This is a genomic window from Varibaculum timonense (assembly GCF_027694345.1).
In the GTDB taxonomy this organism is placed as follows: Bacteria; Actinomycetota; Actinomycetes; order Actinomycetales; family Actinomycetaceae; genus Varibaculum; species Varibaculum timonense_A.
In genome coordinates this window covers 80,778-97,080 of the sequence record NZ_JAQEVU010000001.1, presented here as the reverse complement: position 1 = coordinate 97,080, position 16,303 = coordinate 80,778, and the positions used below count along the sequence as shown (strand labels likewise).

At 51.5% G+C, this 16,303-nt stretch carries 16 protein-coding genes and 3 tRNA genes; 5 read left to right on the top strand and 14 right to left on the bottom strand.

All coding sequences use genetic code 11. The features are described from left to right. Positions 1 to 58: 58 nt before the first annotated feature. From PG728_RS00395 to PG728_RS00385, 3 genes are all read right to left on the bottom strand, one after another. Positions 59 to 1,309 (bottom strand): dicarboxylate/amino acid:cation symporter, encoded by a 1,251-nt coding sequence (locus tag PG728_RS00395; RefSeq protein ID WP_270625049.1) that lies wholly within the window; start codon positions 1,307 to 1,309, stop codon positions 59 to 61. Between the two features lie 18 nt (positions 1,310 to 1,327). After that, entirely contained in the window at positions 1,328 to 2,653 is a 1,326-nt protein-coding gene (hisD, locus tag PG728_RS00390; protein ID WP_270625048.1) for a histidinol dehydrogenase, read from the bottom strand. 77 nt (positions 2,654 to 2,730) lie between these two features. Continuing rightward, positions 2,731 to 3,684 (bottom strand): hypothetical protein, encoded by a 954-nt coding sequence (locus PG728_RS00385; protein WP_270625046.1) that lies wholly within the window; start codon positions 3,682 to 3,684, stop codon positions 2,731 to 2,733. 61 nt (positions 3,685 to 3,745) lie between these two features. Between PG728_RS00385 and PG728_RS00380 the strand changes: the two genes are divergently transcribed. After that, a complete protein-coding gene (locus PG728_RS00380) occupies positions 3,746 to 3,988 on the top strand; it encodes an RNA-binding S4 domain-containing protein (RefSeq protein ID WP_270625044.1) in 243 nt (80 codons plus the stop codon). A gap of 822 nt (positions 3,989 to 4,810) precedes the next feature. Here PG728_RS00380 and dnaE read toward each other — a convergent pair. After that, entirely contained in the window at positions 4,811 to 8,359 is a 3,549-nt protein-coding gene (gene dnaE, locus PG728_RS00375; protein ID WP_270625042.1) for a DNA polymerase III subunit alpha, read from the bottom strand. 127 nt (positions 8,360 to 8,486) lie between these two features. Here dnaE and PG728_RS00370 point away from each other — a divergent pair. Both PG728_RS00370 and PG728_RS00365 read left to right on the top strand, forming a co-directional pair. Next, positions 8,487 to 8,560: transfer RNA gene (locus PG728_RS00370), tRNA-Lys, on the top strand. Positions 8,561 to 8,584: 24 nt separating this feature from the next. Next, positions 8,585 to 8,661: transfer RNA gene (locus tag PG728_RS00365), tRNA-Lys, on the top strand. A 65-nt stretch (positions 8,662 to 8,726) separates the two neighbouring features. Here the strand turns inward: PG728_RS00365 and PG728_RS00360 are convergent. The 6 genes from PG728_RS00360 to PG728_RS00335 form a co-directional block, all read right to left on the bottom strand. Next, a complete protein-coding gene (locus PG728_RS00360; protein WP_072510062.1) occupies positions 8,727 to 9,203 on the bottom strand; it encodes a peroxiredoxin in 477 nt (158 codons plus the stop codon). A gap of 113 nt (positions 9,204 to 9,316) precedes the next feature. After that, positions 9,317 to 9,401, bottom strand: a tRNA-Leu gene (locus PG728_RS00355). Positions 9,402 to 9,451: 50 nt separating this feature from the next. Further along, positions 9,452 to 10,561: a tRNA 2-thiouridine(34) synthase MnmA gene (gene mnmA / locus PG728_RS00350; RefSeq protein ID WP_270625039.1), complete on the bottom strand. Its 1,110-nt coding sequence runs from the start codon at positions 10,559 to 10,561 to the stop codon at positions 9,452 to 9,454. After that, positions 10,562 to 11,821, bottom strand: a complete 1,260-nt coding sequence (locus tag PG728_RS00345; protein ID WP_270625038.1) for a cysteine desulfurase family protein — start codon at positions 11,819 to 11,821, stop codon at positions 10,562 to 10,564. Further along, on the bottom strand, positions 11,821 to 12,804 hold the full coding sequence (locus PG728_RS00340; RefSeq protein ID WP_270625037.1) for an electron transfer flavoprotein subunit alpha/FixB family protein: 984 nt from the start codon (positions 12,802 to 12,804) through the stop codon (positions 11,821 to 11,823). Before PG728_RS00340 ends, PG728_RS00345 begins: the two co-directional genes overlap by 1 nt. A gap of 9 nt (positions 12,805 to 12,813) precedes the next feature. Beyond that, positions 12,814 to 13,602 (bottom strand): electron transfer flavoprotein subunit beta/FixA family protein, encoded by a 789-nt coding sequence (locus PG728_RS00335; protein WP_270625035.1) that lies wholly within the window; start codon positions 13,600 to 13,602, stop codon positions 12,814 to 12,816. A 194-nt stretch (positions 13,603 to 13,796) separates the two neighbouring features. Here PG728_RS00335 and PG728_RS00330 point away from each other — a divergent pair, with 194 nt between their 5' ends. After that, positions 13,797 to 14,513 (top strand): ABC transporter ATP-binding protein, encoded by a 717-nt coding sequence (locus tag PG728_RS00330; RefSeq protein WP_270625033.1) that lies wholly within the window; start codon positions 13,797 to 13,799, stop codon positions 14,511 to 14,513. Then, positions 14,510 to 14,728, top strand: a complete 219-nt coding sequence (locus PG728_RS00325) for a hypothetical protein (protein WP_270625031.1) — start codon at positions 14,510 to 14,512, stop codon at positions 14,726 to 14,728. Before PG728_RS00330 ends, PG728_RS00325 begins: the two co-directional genes overlap by 4 nt. On the opposite strand, the gene PG728_RS09400 is transcribed toward PG728_RS00325, so the two are convergent. From PG728_RS09400 to PG728_RS00310, 4 genes are all read right to left on the bottom strand, one after another. Next, positions 14,690 to 15,025: a hypothetical protein gene (locus PG728_RS09400; protein ID WP_456300832.1), complete on the bottom strand. Its 336-nt coding sequence runs from the start codon at positions 15,023 to 15,025 to the stop codon at positions 14,690 to 14,692. The two genes, PG728_RS00325 and PG728_RS09400, sit on opposite strands and share 39 nt — an antisense overlap. Before the next feature lie 94 nt (positions 15,026 to 15,119). Then, a complete protein-coding gene (locus PG728_RS09395; RefSeq protein WP_456300835.1) occupies positions 15,120 to 15,353 on the bottom strand; it encodes a sigma-70 family RNA polymerase sigma factor in 234 nt (77 codons plus the stop codon). Positions 15,354 to 15,422: 69 nt separating this feature from the next. Next, entirely contained in the window at positions 15,423 to 15,773 is a 351-nt protein-coding gene (locus PG728_RS09390) for a hypothetical protein (RefSeq protein ID WP_456300831.1), read from the bottom strand. Between the two features lie 345 nt (positions 15,774 to 16,118). Further along, entirely contained in the window at positions 16,119 to 16,289 is a 171-nt protein-coding gene (locus PG728_RS00310; RefSeq protein WP_223213393.1) for a cysteine-rich KTR domain-containing protein, read from the bottom strand. Positions 16,290 to 16,303: the final 14 nt, after the last annotated feature.

Below are 16,303 nucleotides of genomic sequence, written 5' to 3'. Positions count from 1 at the left end.
TTGACGAGGACGCCTAAACCCCGCGGACGTTACCCCTGTTTAAGGTGCTAACTTGGTTCTAGTCAGTAGCAGAAACAATAGTTTCCGCCGTAGACATAGCTTTACCTTTCTCAGAGCCCAGTGAGCCACCTGCCAGCTTGTTCACAATCAGAGCAATCGCGCCATCACCAGTAACGTTAGTGGCAGTACCGATAGAATCAATCGCCACATATAACGCCACCATCAGCGAATACAGTTCGGGAGAAAAGCCAAGGAATCCCATCAACACCCCTTGGGCAGCCGCGATTGCCCCTCCGGGTACGCCCGGAGCTGCAACCATAGTGACCCCCAAGATAAGAATCGCCATCGCCATTTTCCCGAAAGAAATAGATTGCCCAGTCATCTGCATAACTGCCAGGGCAAAAGCAGTAATTTTAACCGTTGAACCACCCAGGTGGATAGTGGCACACAGCGGAACTGCGAAACCAGCGATTTCTTCAGAAACCCCGTTGTTACGAGCACACTGATAAGTAACCGGAATAGTGGCCGCCGAAGAGGCAGTACCTAGCGCCGTGAAATAGGCTTTCGCCATTCTCCCAAGCGCTACGAACGGATTTACCTGGGCAATCATCCCTGCCACTACATATTGAATCAGCAGCAAAACCACGGTTAGGACTACCGACACTAGGATTACTTTAATCATCACTTTGACTACCAGTGCAATCTGCCCCGAGTAAGACATATTTAGAAAAGTTCCGAAAATGAACAGCGGAAGCAGCGGAACAATAGCCCGCTTAATCATCAACATCGTGATTTCCCGAAACTCTCCATAGGCACGATGTAGCGTGGGAGTGTTAAGCGCTGCCATGCAAATCCCCAGGATAAACGCCAAGATTAAGGCGCCGGTAACGTCCAACACCGGGGAAATGTTCAGGTTATCTCCTAGCAGGGAGGCCACCGCATTTTTGGGTTCTTTAAGTTCGGGAGCCGATTCAGTCAGAATCCGGGGGAAAACGACCGATGCAATCCCGTAGGTTCCAAAACCGGCAAATAAGGTAGATCCGTAAGCAATACCTACCGTGAGCAGTAACCATTTGCCAGCTCCGCGCCCTAAATCTGCTAAAGCCGGACCTACCAGCCCCAAGATAATCAAGGGGATACAGAAACTCAGAAATTTTCCGAAAATATCGTTAAAGGTAGCAAACGGGGCAATAAATCCTTTAGGTAAACCGGGAATCAAACCTATAAGCGCACCGGCAAGGATTGCTACCAACACCCAAAACAGCAGTTGTTTAAACACACTGGGGATACGTACATTATTCTCAGCCATACTTATTCCTATCTTTTATTAACTAAATCGGCAGTTCACAGCTTCTTGATGTGCCGGAAGATCTTCGGCATCCGCAAAGGCGGTGAGCGGATGCGCCATTGTTTTCAAGGCGGTGCGGTCATATTCGACCTGCTGCACCGGTTTTAGATATGCCATTACCGAAAGTCCTCCCACATAGCGGGCTGTTCCTCCGGTGGGCAGCACATGGTTTGAACCTGCCAGGTAGTCCCCGAGCGGAACCGGAGTGTAAGAACCAATAAAAATAGCTCCTGCATTACGGATTTTTTGGGCAAGCTCATGAGCATTTTCGGTTTGAATTTCCAGATGCTCGGGAGCGTAAGCATTAACCGCCTTAACCGCGTCCTCCATATCTTTTACCAATACGATTCCGGATTGTTTGCCGCTGAGGGCTTCCCGCACCCGCGCGGAGTGTTTTGTCGCTTTCGCTTCCCTAACGATTCGGTCTTCAACCGCAGTAGCAAGTTCCTCACTGTCAGTAAACAGGAGCGAAGCCGCGTTCGGGTCATGTTCTGCCTGCGAAATCATATCCGCAGCCACCAAGGTGGGATTTGCGCCGCTATCTGCGATAATTGCAATTTCGGTAGGACCGGCTTCCGCGTCGATACCACATACCGAGCGCACCAGGCGTTTAGCTGCTGCCACAAAAATATTTCCTGGACCAGTAATCACATCTACCGGTTGACATAGCGTATCGGAATCCAGACCTGCCTGCCCTTTCGCGCCATACGCAAACATTGCAATTGCCTGCGCTCCGCCCACCGCATAGACTTCGCTGACTCCCAGCAACTGGCAAGCAGCCAAGATTGTGGGGTGAACCCTACCGCCAAAACGTGCTTGCGGCGGGGAAGCTACCGCAATCTGTTCCACCCCGGCTACTGAAGCTGCCACCACATTCATAATTACCGAGGACGGATAGACCGCTAATCCCCCCGGAACGTATAGCCCCACACGCTCTACCGGAATCCAGCGTTGCGTAACCGTACCCCCCGGCACTATCTGAGTTACCTGTTCATTTGGCAGTTGCGCGCGATGTCCCGCCTGGTTATGGGCGATAGCTATTTCCATTGCTTCGCGAACCTGGGGATCTAATTGTTCCAGTGCTTTAGAAAGCTCTGCGGCTTCGACCCGTAAACATTTCGGTCTAACCCCATCAAATCTTTCTGCCCAATCCCGTAACGCCTGCGCACCTCGCAGTTTTACGTCCTCCAGAACGGGACGAATTTTCTCGGCTGCGTCCTCTACGTTCATACTTGCGCGAGGAAGCGCGTCACGTAGCGCTATTCCGGTAGGCATACCTGAGCGAAAATCGGTAATTGACAGCATGAGGATATGCTAAATCCTTTAACGCTTTTCGCCGCTGCGAAGTCCAGTAAATAAAATGTTTTGACTTTGTTTACAGTTTATTTTTCGGATTTCTGGTTAAGTTTGCGCATTACCCAATCGCGGAAACCTCGATAGGTTAAATACAACAGCACCGCCGAGACCAGCCACAATACCCAGGGATACCAGGCGGGAATCGGGGAAACCATATAGAGAGAGGCAGCAACCACTATCAGACCCGATAGGAATCCACAGACCGTACCCAAAAGCACTGCCGCCAGGAAAGTATTGGATTTTTCTTGCGCATCCCCCTGATACCAGGTAATTAAGACCAGGGCGATAACCATTACTATCAGGGATCCTATCCGCATTCCTAGGTTCATACCGAAACCATTGAACACCATCACGCCCGCCAAAGATAGCGCCACCAGCGCATCTAACCACCAGGGCGTTTGCGCCTGTTGATGTAATGACTGTTTAATCTCTACCGCCGATACCTGCAAGTCTTTGACCTTAGAAGTCGTTGAACCTTCATTTTTTTCAGGCTCGGGTTCACTGTGGGCGGTAGCTGCCGAACTATTCTCAGCTATATTCGAGGACGCCTGCTGAACCGAGACTTGTTCAAGTACCGGATCAACTATTGGTAAAGCCGCTAGCTCAGCAGTTTCCGAAAAACCTGTGACCGCCGCCGGGAGTGAATTGCTTGGTTGCCGCTGAACGCTAGGAACCTCTGCCGGTGTTGATACTGATTGATTAGCTGCTGGCTGCTCTAAAGATGATGCAACCTGTGAACTAGCCGGCAGGGGGTTGAATCCCGCAGGGGTGTAGGGCGTAGAAGCGGTACTCGGCTGAGTGTACTGGGGAACATTTTGGGCAGGAGGAGCGGCAGGAGCCGGAAATGCCGGAGCTGGCTGCCCAGATGCAGACATGGTTTGTGGTGAAGAGCTGGATGGAACCTGCGGAGTTGCAAAGGGCCAGTTAGCTCCGCCTTGATTATTTGCGTCCGGTATTCTTACCTGTTCGGGGTTGCTCATTTAGCTCCTCCACCGTGCATCAATAAAGTCATACTGTTATCAGTCTAGTATCATTTGAGACGTGACAAATAATAACAGCCCGACCTTACCCGCTATTTCCGTGCGCGGTGTCATAAAACTAGGACAGTTTCTAAAACTTGCCAACCTAGTAGAGGACGGAGCCGAGGCGCGAATACTGATTCAATCCGGTGACGTTACGGTCAATGGCGAGGTAGAAACCCGCCGTGGCAGTGCCCTTAAGCCCGGCGATGTGGTGCGGGTTAATCTCCCTGAGGGTACTAACGGCGCGCAGGTTTCCCTTTAATATCTTTCGTTATTGTCACCCTAGATCGCTAAAAGCACCCCCATTCTGAGCGCGGAACTTCCCGGCATATGCAAAGGCAATTACGACAATCTAAGGAGCATTTTCACCCTCCACAGACAAAATCCCCCTCCCAATACCGCCAAAGAGCCTCCATATTGACCACAATTCCCATCTCGGGAGGGCGATTCCGTCCCCGGAGGGTGATAACGTCAGGCAGACAGATACAACCAGGAAATATGCAGGACAACAACACCACCCTCCCAGAACAGTTTCACCCTCCCAAGACAAAAGCACCCTCCCAAAACCGGCAAACCACCCCAATTTCAACCATATTTCCCATCTCGGGAGGGTGAAACCGCACCGGGAGGGTCAAAACGTCAGCCAAAAGGGGCATAGCCGGTAAAAGATACGGAAGTAAGACCAGAAATGCAGAGGGAAAGTTTCCTCCGACTAGGAGCGGGGGCGCAGATTCATGCCGAGGGGTAGGATGCGGGAACTAAATCCGCTCCTGCACGCTCAGTACGTACCTTGCGGAAATCTGCTACCAGCTGTGCCCCTTGCATGGGGGAGAAGTTTTATCCGAGTGGGTGCGGTGGGCATAAGAATTCGGAAAGCGCCGCCACGTTTTCCGAATTCTTGGGCAGGAGGAAAAACTTCTCCCCCACGCCCGCCCCTGTGCGCGGAAGGGAGGAAAAACCCAGGCTCCGTGCGGGAACCGACGGAAAAACTTCTGCCCCGAGCGCTTTTACGACCCAACCCGTACGGTGGGATACCGCCTGTCTCAGGCGGAACGTCAGGACTAAACCGGCGGTGTACGGAAGGTTATTTGCGTTTTTCTAGGCAATGTAAACCTAGCAGGGTTTTAAGCTGCGCAGCCAAGCCAGAACCATAGTTTACCTGCAAGTTATCTCCAAGCTGAACTATTGTAAAACCGGTGGAAGTATATAGATGCATTCGTACTGGACTTTGTCCGGGACTAGAAGCAAGCACTTCACGCAGATTCCCAGCAACTTCTTCGGTTAGCCGATTAGCGGGGATATAAATATTTAGCGGGCCGTTTTTAACCTGACTAATATCTGGCAAGGTTAGTTCCTGCGCATATAGCGAGGCTTCATCGTCACGAACCCGCACCCGCCCTCGTACACTGACAATCTCGTCCTCTACCAGGTCTTGTGAATACTTTTGGTAGGTTTGCGGGAAAAACAAGACATCGGTAGCCCCGGAAATATCTTCAATCGTGGCGATTGCCCACAGGTTACCGTCTCGTTTAGTGGTTTTACGTTGCAAACCAGTGATTAACCCACAAATCTGGATTTGCTGACCGTCCTTCACCCCATCATCGGAAGAAAGATCAATAATCTCGGTGTCACTGTTGTGAGCGAGAATAGTTTCCATTCCTTGGAGAGGGTGGTCAGAAACGTAAAGTCCCAACATATCGCGTTCATATTTCAGTTTCTGCGATTTATCCCATTCCGGTAAATCTGGAATTTGGATGGTGAACGATACGCCCGCATCTTTACTCATCGAGCCGAAGAGGTCTTCTTGCCCCATAGCGGCGTTTCGTTTCACATCGATTACTGAATCAACCGCTTCGATATGGATAGATTCTAAGGGACGACGACTGTGCCCTAAAGAGTCGAAAGCTCCGGCCTTAATCAAGGACTCGATTACTCGTTTGTTACAAACCTCAATCGGAACTTTGTCTAGGAAGTCGTGGAAAGAGGTGAATTCTCCCTTTTCGGTTCGGGTTTTCACGATTTCAGCAACCACGTTAGTTCCGACATTGCGCACCGCCGATAGACCGAAACGGATAGACTCGCCAACCGCAGTGAAATCTGAGGCGGAGGCATTCACGTCCGGCGGGAGTACCGCAATATTCATGCGCCGACATTCTCGCAGGTACAGGGCTAGTTTATCTTTGTTATCTTTGGTGGAGGTCAGCAGTGCCGCCATATATTCGGTGGGATAGTTGGCTTTTAGATACGCCGTCCAATAGGAAACTAACCCGTAGGCTGCAGAGTGCGATTTATTGAACGCGTAGGAGGAGAATGGAACCAGAATTTCCCATAGTTTACTGACTGCCTCTTCCGGGTATCCGCGTTCAATCATTCCGTCATGGAAACGCGAATACTGTTTATCCATCTCCTTTTTCTTTTTCTTGCCCATGGCGCGGCGCAAAATATCTGCTTGCCCCAGGGAATAGCCAGCGACTTTTTGGGCGATTGCCATTACCTGTTCCTGGTAGACGATAAGGCCGTAGGTTTCGTCCAAAATATCGGCGAGGGCTTCGGAGAGGGCGGGGTGAATGGGCTCGATTTCTTGGCGTCCATTTTTTCGCAAAGCATAGTTGGTGTGCGAGTTTGCCCCCATAGGACCAGGCCGGTAGAGGGCGCCGACCGCGGATATATCGGAGAATTCGGTGGGTTTCATTAGCCGCATTAGCGACCTCATTCCCGCGGAATCCAGCTGGAATACCCCCAAGGTTTCTGCCCGGGAAAGTAGCTCATAGGTGGGGCGGTTATCTAGGGGAACTTGCTCTAAATCTAGGGGTTCTTTCCCATTAGCCACGATATTGTCGAGGGCGTCCGAGATGACGGTCAGGTTACGTAGCCCCAGGAAATCCATCTTCAACAGTCCCAAGGTTTCACAGGTGGGATAGTCGAATTGGGTGATGATTGCCCCGTCAGCGGGTCGTTTCATCATGGGGACAATATCGGTTAAATCATGGCTGGACATGATTACGGCGCAGGCGTGCACTCCCCATTGGCGGGTTAGCCCTTCTAGACCTTGCGCCATTTTGATAACTGGTTTTACTTCGCCCTCGTTATCGGAAACATATTGACGAAATTCGCTGGCTTCCCCGTAGCGCGGATGCTTGTCATCGTAGATTCCCGAGAGCGGAATATCTTTACCCATAATCGCGGGGGGCATTTTCTTGGTGAGCTGATCGCCTAACGCATAGGGTTTATCCATGATCCGGCAGGAGTCTTTTAAGGCCTGTTTGGCTTTGATTTTGCCGTAGGTGACTACCTGTGCGACCCGGTCTTTCCCGTATTTTTCGGTCACGTAATCGATGACTTCTCCGCGCCGGCGCTCATCGAAGTCTACGTCAATATCGGGCATAGATACCCGCTCGGGGTTGAGGAAGCGCTCGAACATTAACCCATGTTCGAGGGGGTCGAGTTCGGTTATCCCCATCGCGTAGGCCACGATGGATCCGGCTCCGGAGCCACGTCCCGGCCCTACCCGGATTCCTTGCGCTTTCGCCCAGTTAATATAGTCGGCTACTACCAGGAAGTATCCGGGGAATCCCATCTGGGTGATGATTCCGCATTCGTAGTCGGCTTGTTTTTGGGATTTTTCGGGTATGCCTTGCGGGTATCGTCGGTGTAGGCCGCGTTGGACTTCTTTTACGAACCAGCTGGTGGTGTCTTCTCCGGCCGGAACCGTAAATTGGGGCATATAGTCGGCGCCCTCGGCGGTGGTTTTGAAATGTACTTCGCACATTTCCGCGATTTTCAGGGTGTTATTGCAGGCTTCGGGGAATTCGGAGAAGAGTTCACGCATTTGCTCTGCCGTTTTCAGGTAATACCCTGAGCCCTCGAATCGGAAGCGGTCAGCATCGTTTAGGCGCGAACCCGAGTTGATACACAGCAGAGCGTCCTGGGTGGGTTGGTCGCTTTCGAGAACATAGTGGGAGTCGTTGGTGGCGATGAGGGGCGCGTTAATAACTTTTGCGAGTTCAAGTAGCTCGCTGCGTACCCGGCGCTCAATTTTGAGTCCGTGATCCATCAGTTCGACAAAGAAGTTTTCTTTACCGAAAATATCTTGCAGTTCTCCAGCGGCTTTTTTGGCTTCTTCCCACTGTCCTAGGCGCAGACGGGTTTGGATTTCTCCCGAGGGGCATCCGCTGGTTCCAATCAGTCCGGTTGAATAGCGTTCCAGCAGGTCTCGGTCGGCGCGCGGCCATTTTTGCATCTGCCCATCGATGGAGGCGAGCGACCCTAAGCGAAACAGGTTGTGCATTCCTTCGGTGGTGCGGGAAAGTAGCGTCATATGGGTGTAGGCGCCGCGTGCCGATACATCATCTGCCCGCTGGCTTTCTTCTCCCCACCGTTGCCGGGTCTGATCAAAGCGGGAGGTTCCGGGGGTGATATAGGCTTCAAGCCCAATTATGGGTTTAATGCCAGCGTCGGTGGCGGCTTTATAAAACTCGTATGCCCCGAACAGGTATCCGTGATCGGTGATTGCTACTGCTGGTTGCCCGATTTCGACTGCCCGCTCTACCAGTTTTCCGATACGTGCTGCCCCATCCAACATGGAATAGTCAGTGTGAACATGAAGATGAACAAAATCTTTCGCTGACGCCATGCCCACCAGTTTATCCCGGCTCTGTCTTAGTTTTCTTCCGCATGTGAATCTGCTCCCAATGCGGTTATCGGTTTCCCTAGGACGCACCTGGCGGGATAAAGTTTATTTCGTTGCGTTTAGCAGCGATGCGCCACTAGCTCAACTGGCTAGAGCATCTGACTCTTAATCAGAGGGTTCGGGGTTCGAGTCCCCGGTGGCGTACGAAAGTCGTTTTGACTTTTACCTGCGCCACTAGCTCAACTGGCTAGAGCATCTGACTCTTAATCAGAGGGTTCGGGGTTCGAGTCCCCGGTGGCGTACCAGGTCTATTTCCCTTGTTACCAGCCACTTCTAGGTTTTACCCCTAATCCGAAGGCGCTAACTGTTTTTAATCGATTCCCAGTTCTTTACGCAGACGAGCAACGTGTCCTTTGGCGCGTACCCGATATTTTGCCAGCACGACTTTTCCATCTTTACCTACTACTATGGTGGTGCGGATTACTCCTTTTACCAGGCGACCATAGGAGTTCTTTTCCCCGTATGCTCCATAGCTGCTCATTACTTCGCGTTCCGGATCGGAGGCTAAGGGGAAGTTTAGGTCTTGCTTTTCCCGGAACTTTTCTAGAGCCGGGATTTTATCGGGGCTAATCCCCATGACTGCGTATCCAGCTGATTTTAGTGAGTTTAATGAGTCCCGGAAATCGCAGGCCTCAGTAGTACAGCCAGGGGTCGATGCCTTGGGGTAAAAGTAGATTACGGCGCCTTTTTCGGATTGTTTCAGCAGTTCTTGGAGACTAATTTCCTGATCTTGCTCAGTGGGTAAAGTAAAATCTGGGGCTATTTGCCCAACCTGTAGTTCTGCCAATGTTGTTCCTTTTAAGATTCACGGTTGTTACCTGAGCATATCTATCTGGCGCAACTCTAGCAATACGAAAGTAGATTAAACTATGCGTTTACGCTGGCTAAAGCATTTTGCTGTGGTACGCGAGGCGGGACTTGAACCCGCACGTCGTAAGACACTAGAACCTAAATCTAGCGCGTCTACCAATTCCGCCACTCGCGCTGGCTTGAATATATTAACCTACCCCAGCCCCTCCTTGCCAATTCGTTCTATCACATTGACGGATTTTCCTGCTTAAATGCACATTCGATAGTTGCCTCACATATTGCACGATTCCCGGAATAAACCACTAGGGATTGTCCGGAGGCGACTGCGCGGGTGGGGGTGAGCAGCTGGGCGCGCAAAGTTCCGTCTTGTCGCAGCCATACTTTCGCTGGTACTTCGCTCCCGTGGGCGCGATATTGCAAAGTTACTTCTACCTGCCCCGCTAGCGCTGAATCTCGCGAATCGGTCAGTAATACCGCGTCACTCGCTTCGATGATGTCTACACTGAGTAGCTCACTGGCTCCAACTACTACCGTATTGGTTTTCATATCGGTACCGAGGACGTAGCGGGGACGACCATCGGCAGCCGGTCTACCCAGGTTTAGTCCTTTGCGTTGCCCGATAGTGAACTGGTACGCCCCCGAATGGGTGCCAACTTCCGCGCCGGAGGTATCCACGATTTTTCCCACCTGGTCACCCAGGTGGGAACGTAAGAAACCGCCGGTGTCCCCATCAGCGATAAAACAAATATCGTAGGAATCTGGTTTGGCAGACATGGGCAGACCGCGCCGCTCTGCTTCTGCGCGCACCTGGCTTTTCGATTCATACTCCCCTAGCGGGAATATCACTTTCTCGAGAGTTTCCCGCCCCATTACCGCCAATACGTAGGATTGGTCTTTTTCGATACATTTGGCGCGGTGTAGTTCTACTCCACCCGGTCCGTTCAAAACGCGCGCGTAATGCCCGGTACACACCGCATCGAATCCCAGCGCATCGGCGCGGGTAGCGAGTTCCCTAAATTTTACGAACTCGTTGCAACGCACACAGGGGTTAGGGGTGCGTCCCCGGCGGTATTCATTGAGGAAATCTTCTACTACGGTTTCCTCAAAGGTTTCCGCCATATCCCACACGTAAAACGGTATCCCCAGCATGGAGGCAGCCAGGCGGGCATCGGAAGCGTCTTCTACCGTGCAGCATCCGCGCGAGCCGCAACGGTTTTGGGTCTGGTTAGCGCTTAGCGCCATATGTACGGCGGTAACGTCGTGTCCGGCCTCGACTGCGAGGGCGGCGGCGACCGCGGAATCTACTCCACCAGAGAGCGCTGCTAATACTTTCATTTATTTCCTCTCCCGCTCTGCTAGTTTCCGGGAGGCACTCAAGGCTTGCGGTAGTGCCTGTAAAAACCGGTCTATGTCCTCCTGACACGTGGACCAGCCAAAAGATAACCGTAAAGATCCGAGGGCGTCCTTTTCGCTGTAGCCTTGTGCTAATAGTACCGGGGAGGGGCGGGCTACCCCGGTGTGGCAAGCTGACCCGGCAGAAGCACAGATTCCCGCCTGATCCAGGGCAAATAGCAGTCCTTCTGCCTCTGCACCTTGCAGCACAAACTGGACAATGCCGGGTACTGCCGGGGCGTCGCTAGCTAGTTTTACTCCCGGTATTGCTAGCGCTCCTTGCAGTAGTTTTTCTCGTAACTGCTGGTGGCGTCGGGTAGTTTCTGCTAGTTCCTGCTGGGCTGCCGCGAATGCTGCCGCTGCCCCTACCGCAGCAATCACATCTTGAGTACCAGCTCTGAGCGCCCGCTCTTGCCCTCCCCCGCGCCTATCGCTGTCGATGTTTACTTCCCGGCGAGCTAGCAGAATTCCCAAGGACGCCGGACCGCCCACCTTGTGACAGGCGAGAGAAAGGGCATCTACGGGTGATTTAGCGAAGTTTATTTCTTGGCGCCCGGCGGCGGCTATCGCGTCGGTGTGAATAGCGATCCGGCTTTTATCTGCACTTTTCCTGGAAGTATTACCAGGTAGAGATATTTCAGGAAGAACAGCAGCCTTTTCCGGTACGTATTTACGTTCTTTTTCCCGCACGATCTGACAGATATCGCGAAGAGGCTGAATAACGCCATTCTCGTTACATACGCTCATCACCGACAGTACTGCCACGGTGGCGGGATTAAGGCTGCGCACGTCCTCTAAATCAACTACCCCCTGGGAAGTAACTGGCAGCACTTTCAGCTCAAATCCATCTGCCACCAAGTCGCGGGCATTGAGCCTAACCGCATCATGTTCTACCTGGCTGATTACCACTTGGGTACGCGAAGAATTTTGGCGGCGCACTGCCCTAGCCAGGCCGCGCAAGGCAAGGGCGCAAGAATCGGTGCCGCCCCCGGTGAAAATAACTTCTGCCGGTTCAGCGCCCAGCGCCCTCGCTACCTGGGCGCGCGCAGTTTCTAACAGGGCTGCTCCCCTACGCCCGGCGGCATGAGCCGAGGACGGATTAAGCCCTAGGCTCGCTACCGAACGCGCAGCGTCAGCCATCGCGTCAAGAGCATTAGGGCGCAGCGGCTCGGAAGCGGCGTTATCGAGGTAGGTTAGCTGCACTATGCGTCCAACGGTTTGATTCTAGAGAGGGCATCTGGAACCACGGTGAATAAATCCCCGACCACCCCGAAGTCTGCCATTTCAAAAATGCGCGCCTCGGGATCATCACAGATAGCCACGATTTTTTTGGCTCCTCTAATCCCGCAGACATGGTGGTGATCCCCGGAAATCCCCATCCCGATATAGAGGTTGGGGGCGACAGAAATCCCGGATTGTCCGATTTGGGCGGCTCGATCCATCCACCCTTGTTCACAGACTACCCGGGTAGCCCCCACCGAGCCCCCTAAGACTTCTGCCAGTTCTTCAGCCGGTTTCAAGTCGCTGTTCACGCCACGACCAACGCATACCACTACCGGAGCCTCGGTTAGACCGGCATGGGTGGAACCGGTTTCTTCCCTAGAGACTACTTGAATCCGTTTTGTGGATTCCCGCAGCTGAACCGGGAGATTCTCGGTTTCTACTTCGCCGGCTTCGGCTGCCGGAACCGCTGAAAGCGAAGTGGTGCGCATAGCCACCACTGGAATCCCGCGACGCATATAGTAGCTGGTTTCCCAAGTGCCATCGAGCACCGATTTACCGGCAATCAATTTTCCGTCAGCCACCTTTAGGTTGGTCACGTCCACGCTAGCTCCTGAACCGAGGAGAATCGCGCCTTGTCCGGCTGCGTCCCGCCCCCAAGAGGTGGAAGGCAATAAAACAACTCCGAAATCGCTGCTGCGAACCGCCGAAACCACCAGGTCAGCCAGGATTGCCCCTACCTGCCAGGTTCCAGTTTCTTCCGGGTTGAAATAGTAAACCTTTTTTACCCCGACCTGCGAGAAATGTTGGGGGGTAATTGAGGAGGGCGCGAGCGCTACTACCTTGCCACTGGTGATTTCGCGCGCCAGAGTAATCAGGCGCGCGGCCGCTACCGATAAATGCTGAGGATGCGCCGCATCTGGATGGGCGAAAACTAGGACGTCTTTTGCTATTTTCTCACTCACGATTTCCTCCTACTTCTTCTGCGCAAAACCGGATTCGACCAGGTAGTTCGCTAATGCTTCGCCAGCGTTTGCCGAGTCGGTAACTATCGTTCCCTGGTTCTTTTCTTGGCTATACAGCTGGGCATCCAAGACTTCTGTGCCAGAATCAGCTGCCCCTACTTCTTCAGGGCTAAGTTCTAGCTCTTTTAAATCCCATTGCACAATGGTTTTTTTCTTTGCCGCCAGCATTTCTTTAAATCCGGGATAGTGCGGCCGGTTAGCTTCATCATTTACCGAAAGCACCAGGGGATATTTTACCCGTAAGCCGAGGTAAGTTCCCTGTTGATAACAGGTGGCTGCCACCGCCTCGGCGCTGAAGCTAACTTCAGAAGCATCGGTTATTACCGGCAACCCCAGGGTAGCTGCTAGCGCTCCCGGCAGCATCGAGGTCATCCCGTCAAGGGAAGAACTTCCGCAAACCACCAAATCAACGTCCCCGATTTTTTGGATTGCCCGCGCTAGCACCCGGGCAGTCACGGTCACATCTGAGCCTGCTAGCGCCGAATCGCACAGGTGATATGCCCGGTCTGCCCCCATTTGGAGGGCGCGCAGCAGGGCTTTCTTTGCCCCCTCCGGCCCCATAGTAAGGGCAATAATCTCGGCTTCCGGCAGTGCCGCTTTCGCGCTGAGCGCTGCCTCGATGGCGTTTTCGTCCAGGTCGTTCAGGGTATCTTCTTCTCCGCGCACCACGTGACCGTTTTCGATTCGCCGCTCAGATTGCGGGTTGGGTACATGTTTTACAGTTACGACAATCCTCATACTTCTACCTTGCCACAAGCTTTCCCAGTGAAAAAGTAGCCAGCACGTCCTCTTTGCTCACAGAGGAAGTTTTTCCTCAAATGTTACTGCCCTCACGTATATACTTATTGCATCTGTTCAAGTGATGCCTTTGGTAATCCGCCTAGATTGCTACTTGCGGTTAACACCCGGCTTTCCAATGAAAGGTTGCTTTTTTGGTTATTGATAATCTTTCTTTCGCCTACCGCAAGCACCCCGTTTTTTCTAATGTCACCTTCGAGGTTGAAGCGGGCGTGACGGTACTTTTAGGACCGAACGGTGCTGGAAAATCGACTCTTTTTAAATGTATTACTGGCGCGCTGCGTCCAACTTCTGGAAACATACAAATACCTGAACAATATAAAATCGGCTACGTCCCGCAATCTTCGGAAATGCCCGCGGGAGCTAAGGTAATTCAAGTCTTAAACTATGCCGCGTGGCTGTGCGGGAAAAATGGCGACTCCCAAGAGCAAAGCGTTAAGCAAGTTATCGATACCCTATCGTTAGAAAAACTACTGAAACGTCGGGTGCGAACTCTCAGTGGCGGAGAACGACAACGAGTAGCCCTAGCGGTAGGAATAATCGACAATCCTCGGTTACTACTTCTTGACGAACCAACAGTAGGTTTAGATCCTTCGCACCGCTATCATCTGCGGCAAACAATCTCTGAACTATCAAAAAACCGTTGCATACTTTTAAGTACCCACTTAATTGAGGACGTTACCCAAATTGCCCAAAGAATTGTCCTGCTCAGTGGAGGGACTTCATTTTTCGCTGGTTCAGTTAGCGATTTCGTCCACCGATTTACCGGCGAAAACAGCGTCACCAGTACCGCAATCGAGCGCGCCTATGACCAGGCAGTTAATGATTCTTTGAAAGCGTCAGTTGTATGAAGCTAAAACAGAAACTAACTTGGTGGCCAATCCCAAAAACTATTCTAGCTTTCGTGTTCGTGATTATGGCGGCGGGAGCTTTCATCGCCTCTATCTCTACCCTCCAGGCAGATTATTTCCTCTGGTCAAAAACTAACCGTTTACTTCACGATGCTTTGTTGATTCCTGGTTCTCTACTAGCAGGGGCAAGCAGTGCCATAGCCATTATGATTTGACCTAGACAAGGAATTTTTCAGGTCAATAGCACCGGTAAAATGCGATCTAAAGCCGCCATGCGACAACTGGGAATCATCGTTGCATTCGCTATTACCGGGCATCTTCTTGGCTGCACCCCACTGCTTTACTTCATTCGTCCATCGGTAAAACCGCCTGTTGGAATTGAAGTCTGCCCTGTCCGCTATGCGTATCTGCTCAATGGTCACTTCATCAACGCCGCACTCACGCAGCAGCTTTTCCTCCGCTTCTTTCCAGATACGCCATTTCCTGTCCTCCCGTCCGTGGTTGTATGCCATTCTTTCTTCCTCCAATCAGAATTGATTGAGAGGGCAGAGAAAAGCCCCCTCATTTTCCCAAAGGAAAAAACAAGGGGGCTGAACGCCTTAAATTTTAATTTTCTATTATCTTTCTTAGTTTTCTTAGGATTCTGGCTTTGCGTTTGTTCACAACGCTCTGGGTTATGCCTAACCTCGCCCCGACTTCACGCTCGGAAAGTCCGTCAAAAAAGATTGCCTGTATCAACTCCTGCTCACTATCCGACAACAAAGGCAGGGCGGCTTTCAGCCTGTCCACCATAACAGCATTGACAACGGTTTCCGCAATGTCCGCCGCTTCATCAGCGATAAAGTCCAGAGGATTCCCCTCGCTGTCCGTAAATCCGTCCAGAGATAGCAGGCTGTTCCTCGCATCTAATTATTGCAGGTAACGCCACCGCTCCCTGTCACGGTAGAAGTCCGCATATTGCTCCCTTACGACTTCAAGCAGACAACCTTGGACGGGGATAAACAGCTTGTCCATATATCCCTTGTCGGCTTGCCTGCGGCGGCAGAAATCCGTATAGGACAGTTCCACATAGCCGCCGCTTTCTTTGATATATACTTTTCTTGGTGCGTATTTCACCGCTAATACCTCCAATCTGAATTTTTGAAATGTAAAAATCCAGATGGAGAGGCGGGGAGCGGCAACGCACACCAGAAACAGCCCTGCGGCACTTTCCAACAAAAAACGACAAAAGAAAAACCGCAAAGGCTCTGTGACCTTCACGGTTATGGGAAATACAAATTCTGTTGTATGGAGATTGTACTTCCACTTTCAAGGTGAGAAGTACCGCTGCACTGGCAGAAATTTTTTTAACTGGTTTCCTGCCATTCTCTGATATGCTATGTATTGATAAATTTTACTTCGTATGAGCAGATGAATAACCGCCCGAAAAAAGAACATAAAAAAATCCCTCCAAATTTAAAAACAAATTCAGAGGGTAATTTAGGGTATAACAAAATAACCCACCCGAATATCGTTTTTTTTATTTGGTGAGTTTGTTCTTTCAAATACGAAACAAAAAGAGCCGATGATTCGTGAATTGTTCCACAATTTCATCGGCTCTGCGTCTTAAGCGTCTGGCTCTTTGATGACAGTTATCTTCAAGTTGTCAACTTTAATCAAGCTTTCTTGTCTGCATTTTGGACAATAAAGGGGATAATTCTCCAAAACAGTGTCCTTCCTAATTTTATTACGGGTTTTGCTCCCACAAACAGGACACAATATCCATTCGCATTTCATCATAATTAGTCTCT

Excerpts from the sequence above, each read along its gene's own strand:
- dnaE (WP_270625042.1), bottom strand. The coding sequence starts at position 8,359 with ATGGCGTCAGCGAAAGATTTTGTTCATCTTCATGTTCACACTGACTAT.
- PG728_RS00385 (WP_270625046.1), bottom strand. The coding sequence starts at position 3,684 with ATGAGCAACCCCGAACAGGTAAGAATACCGGACGCAAATAATCAAGGC.
- PG728_RS00335 (WP_270625035.1), bottom strand. The coding sequence starts at position 13,602 with ATGAGGATTGTCGTAACTGTAAAACATGTACCCAACCCGCAATCTGAG.
- mnmA (WP_270625039.1), bottom strand. The coding sequence starts at position 10,561 with ATGAAAGTATTAGCAGCGCTCTCTGGTGGAGTAGATTCCGCGGTCGCC.
- PG728_RS00325 (WP_270625031.1), top strand. The coding sequence starts at position 14,510 with ATGAAGCTAAAACAGAAACTAACTTGGTGGCCAATCCCAAAAACTATT.
- PG728_RS00395 (WP_270625049.1), bottom strand. The coding sequence starts at position 1,309 with ATGGCTGAGAATAATGTACGTATCCCCAGTGTGTTTAAACAACTGCTG.
- PG728_RS00310 (WP_223213393.1), bottom strand. The coding sequence starts at position 16,289 with ATGAAATGCGAATGGATATTGTGTCCTGTTTGTGGGAGCAAAACCCGT.
- hisD (WP_270625048.1), bottom strand. The coding sequence starts at position 2,653 with ATGCTGTCAATTACCGATTTTCGCTCAGGTATGCCTACCGGAATAGCG.
- PG728_RS09400 (WP_456300832.1), bottom strand. The coding sequence starts at position 15,025 with ATGGCATACAACCACGGACGGGAGGACAGGAAATGGCGTATCTGGAAA.